This is a genomic window from Kitasatospora sp. NPDC058965, assembly GCF_042741245.1.
GTDB lineage: Bacteria > Actinomycetota > Actinomycetes > Streptomycetales > Streptomycetaceae > Kitasatospora.
Genome location: NZ_JBHYKG010000077.1, coordinates 26,175 through 29,862, shown reverse-complemented (window position 1 = coordinate 29,862; position 3,688 = coordinate 26,175). Strand labels below are relative to the sequence as shown.

4 protein-coding genes are annotated in these 3,688 nt (G+C 73.0%); 2 read left to right on the top strand and 2 right to left on the bottom strand.

Annotated elements, in window-relative coordinates; translation table 11 throughout:
* Positions 1 to 57: 57 nt before the first annotated feature.
* Both ACFW1A_RS15660 and ACFW1A_RS15655 read right to left on the bottom strand, forming a co-directional pair.
* Positions 58 to 714, bottom strand: a complete 657-nt coding sequence (locus ACFW1A_RS15660; RefSeq protein ID WP_380409237.1) for a DUF6230 family protein — start codon at positions 712 to 714, stop codon at positions 58 to 60.
* 166 nt (positions 715 to 880) lie between these two features.
* Complete coding sequence (locus tag ACFW1A_RS15655) at positions 881 to 1,600, bottom strand: TetR/AcrR family transcriptional regulator (protein WP_380409235.1); 720 nt, start codon at positions 1,598 to 1,600, stop codon at positions 881 to 883.
* Between the two features lie 304 nt (positions 1,601 to 1,904).
* Between ACFW1A_RS15655 and ACFW1A_RS15650 the strand changes: the two genes are divergently transcribed.
* Together ACFW1A_RS15650 and ACFW1A_RS15645 are read left to right on the top strand one after the other, a co-directional pair.
* Positions 1,905 to 2,831: a hypothetical protein gene (locus ACFW1A_RS15650; RefSeq protein ID WP_380409234.1), complete on the top strand. Its 927-nt coding sequence runs from the start codon at positions 1,905 to 1,907 to the stop codon at positions 2,829 to 2,831.
* A gap of 92 nt (positions 2,832 to 2,923) precedes the next feature.
* The gene (locus ACFW1A_RS15645) at positions 2,924 to 3,595 is read left to right on the top strand and encodes a Tat pathway signal sequence domain protein (protein ID WP_380409232.1); all 672 of its coding nucleotides are present in this window, start codon (positions 2,924 to 2,926) and stop codon (positions 3,593 to 3,595) included.
* Positions 3,596 to 3,688 lie beyond the last annotated feature (93 nt).

The following is a 3,688-nucleotide window of genomic DNA, read 5'->3' as shown; positions in this document are numbered from 1 at the left end:
CGCGCCACTCCTTGACGGAGCGGCGCGGCGCCCGCCCGGCCGTCGTCGCGGCCACGGTCAACAACCCGTGTCGCTGAAGCTCAGGTGCAGACCGGGCAGGGTGAACGAGGCCGCGGTGGTGGCGTAGTTGTCCTGCCGCAGGTGCTGGATGACCACGCCGTTGGCCTGCTGCCCGAAGACCCCGGGCGGGCCCGGGACCCCGGCCTTGTCGAAGGTGGAGGCGTCGCCGCCGATCTCGATGTGGTCGAACTGGGCGTCGCCGGAGAGCAGGTCGGAGTCGGTGGTCAGCCCGCTGGCGGTGACCGGGGTGCCGGCGTTCCCCGCGGTGATCTTCAGGTTGGTGCCGCCGAGGTTGACGCTCTGGCACAGGTTGGTCAGCGTGGCGGTCTTGATCGCGGAGACCGCCACCAGCACCTGCCCGCCGGTGTTCCCGGCGTTCGGGCTGTTGTCGATCATGTTGTCCATGCCGCCGAACTGCTCGAAACCGGTGCCGTCCAGCCGGTCCGCGGTGACCGTGAAGGCCATCCCGGAGATGTTGAACTGGGCGGCGAGCACGCCCTGCGCGGTCAGCGTCATCAGGACGCCGCCGGCCACGCAGGCCGGCACCGCCATCAGTGCCGCGCGGCGCAGCCGGACCCGGCCGCGACGGGGGCGGGCTGGTTCCTCGACGTCGGACGGCGCCGGATCGGGGGTCGGTGCAACGGCCTCGGCCATGGCTGCTCCAGGGTGGGAGGAGAGGGAACCGGTGACAGAGCGACACGTTGTCCTGGCGCGGACAGCGCCCCTGATGTTGGATCAATTGTGCTTTCTGGCAGGGAAGTTGACGATCAGTCCAACAACGGGCCAGCTGTTCGGAAGCTACCTGGGGGTAGCCGACCGGTCAAGGGTTCGCGCACGGCAGATCCGGCTTGCGCCAGTCGCCCCCGGCCGCCTCGGCCAGCGCCAGTCGAGCGGCCGCCTCCTCCGGGCCGATGAACGGCGCCAGTGCGAAGTGCGCCAATGTCCCGATCAGAAGCGGTAGTTCGGCATGCTTGCCGGCCGCGATCCAGCGGTAGACGGTCGCGTGGACGCCGCCGACCACGGTGTCCACCAGCAGCTCGGCCGCCACCCCGGGCGGCGGGTTGGGGCAGCCCGCGAACAGCCGGCGCAGCCGGACCCGCAGGTGCTCGCGGACCAGCCGCCCGGCCGGCCCCACCGCGTCGATCTCCACCACCGCCATGGTGGCGAAGGCCGGCACCTCGGCCAGGATCGCCAGCAGCACCCGCAGCGCCGCGTACACCCCCGCACACCAGTCCGGCTGCCCCGCGACGGCCTCCTCCATCCGCCGGATCACCACCGCCGTGCCGTGCCGGTGCGCCGCCAGGAACGCCTCCTCCTTGCCGCTGAACTGCTCGTAGAAGACCGGCCGGGTGACCCCGGCGGCCTGGCAGATGTCGCTCACCCGGGCGCCGTTGTAGCCGAGTTCGGCCACCGTGCGGACCACCGCGTCGAGCAGCCGGTCGCGTTGGGTGGCGGCCACCACCTCCGGCGGCACCCGGCTCGGGCCGCGCCGGATCGAGCGCGCCGGATCCCGCCCGCTGCGCTCTCCCGGGAGGATCAACTCGCTTGACTGTTGGCCTGGTTCAAGATTTATCCGCAAGGTTCAGCACCATCCCTTGACGCTGGCGTGGGCCAGGTTTACAACCTTCCCAGGTTTTCAATCCACCTGACGCCCTCGCCGCGCCCCGGGACTCGACTCCCCGGTCCGGCGCGGGAGGTGTCGCTCGGCGGTGGCAGCCGCCAGACCCGCCGGCCCGACGCCGGCCGGTTCGGGCCCGCGTGGCCCGTGTGCCGTACCGCTCGTGGCGCCGAGCGGTACGCGCCTGCTCCACGGTCCCTCCAACCGTGCCCCCAGGAGTTCTGCCATGACTCGAACCTACCGTGCCCACAAGCGAGTTGGTGCCACCGTGGCAACCGTCGCCAGCGCCGTGCTGCTCGCTGCGGCGGTGCCGGCGCAGGCCGCCGGCGCCCCCGGCGGCGGGTACGCCGGGATGGGCAGCTGCCCGCTGAGCTCGCCCGCCCTGACCGACCCCACCGACCTGCAGGTCGGCTGCGTGGTCTCGGTGACCAGGGCCGGCAGTTTCACCATCGGAACCACCACGGTGCCGCTCACCTCGCCGATCACCCTGCGCTTCGGGGTCTACTGGGACAAGTCCGCCCCGCAGGTGACCTTCCCCGACGGCAGCAGTGCCAACCAGTACGCGACCGTCGCCCCCGCCGGGGCGCCGCTGTTGGACGCGCAGCCCGCGCAGATCACCATCCCGGGCATCGTCAACTTCCTGCCCGGCCTCACCAGCGTCTTCGCGAAGGTCGAACCGGCCGGCCCGATCACCGACTTCACCCCGCTGGCGGCCGGCGAGTCGTACCCGGTCTTCCGGCTGCCGATCAAGCTCCACCTCTTCAACGCCTTCTTCGGCGACCACTGCTACCTCGGCTCGGACAGCACCCCGATCGTGCTGCGGCCCACCACCGGTACCACCGCCCCGCCGCCGCCCGCCAAGCCGATGACCGGCGATCCGGGCACCATCGCGGTCACCCCCGACCCCAACGGCTTCAACGCCGTGGTGGCCTCGTTCGCCGGCGCCTCGCTGGTGGACAACACCTTCGCGGTGCCCGGCGCCACCGGCTGCGGCCTGGGCGGCAGCCTGGACTGGATCATCGACCTGGCCATGGGCCTGCCCGCCGGGGCCGGCCAGGGCTCGGTCAGCTTCCGGCAGACCGACACCTCACTCGCCCTGGACGCCGACCTGGCCGACCTGACCGGAGCCCTGGGCGCCTCCGCCGGCCACTGACGGCCGCCCCACGACGGCCCGCCGCTCGCCCGGCGGGCCCGCGCCCTCCCCACCGGGGCGCTCCCCCACCCGAAGGAAACAGAGGAACTCCCGTGCGCAATCGCCTCCTCGCGGGCGCGGCCGTGGCCGCCGCCGCCCTCGCCGTCCTGCCCGCCCTGCCCGCCTCGGCGGCCGGCTCCGCCGTGCTCGCCACCGGCGGGACCGGCGGCACCCCGGTCGCCGTCGGCGACGTGCTGACCGCCTCGCTGGCCTCCGGCACCGTCGCCACCATGTACTCCTCGGCCGCCGGCGGCACCGGGGTCAAGTGCTCCTCCTCCAGCTTCAGCGCCACCGTGGTCAGCAACCCGGCCGCGCCCGGCACCGCGGTGGAGAGCCTGACCACCCAGACCTTCGCCAACTGCAGCACCGTCAACGTCCCCGGGGTGCTGGGCGTGAACAGCCTGACGGTGAACAACCTCGCGTACACCAACAGCGTCTCGGACGCGGCCGGCAACCCGGCCACCCTCGCCCCGGGCAGCGCCGGGCCGATCCAGACCACCGTGGTGCTGCGCACCCTGCTCGGCACGGTGACCTGCAAGTACCAGGCCAACCCGACCAGCCTGTCCGGCACCACCTCCAACACCAACCAGTCGATCGGCTTCGCCAACCAGACCTTCTCGCTCAGCAGCGGCCCCGGCACCTGCTTCGCCAACGGCTACTTCACCGCGGCCTACGGGCCGGTGGCCGACACCGGCCAGGGCGGCGCCTCGGTCTACGTGAACTGACGCCCGGTCCCGGTACCGGCCGGGCCGCCCCCCCCCCTCGGGGGCCCCGCGGCCGGCCACGCAGCCCCCCCCGGGGGAACAGACCGAACAAAA

Coding starts and splice junctions, on each gene's coding strand:
- ACFW1A_RS15650 (WP_380409234.1), top strand. CDS start 1,905: ATGACTCGAACCTACCGTGCCCACAAGCGAGTTGGTGCCACCGTGGCA.
- ACFW1A_RS15660 (WP_380409237.1), bottom strand. CDS start 714: ATGGCCGAGGCCGTTGCACCGACCCCCGATCCGGCGCCGTCCGACGTC.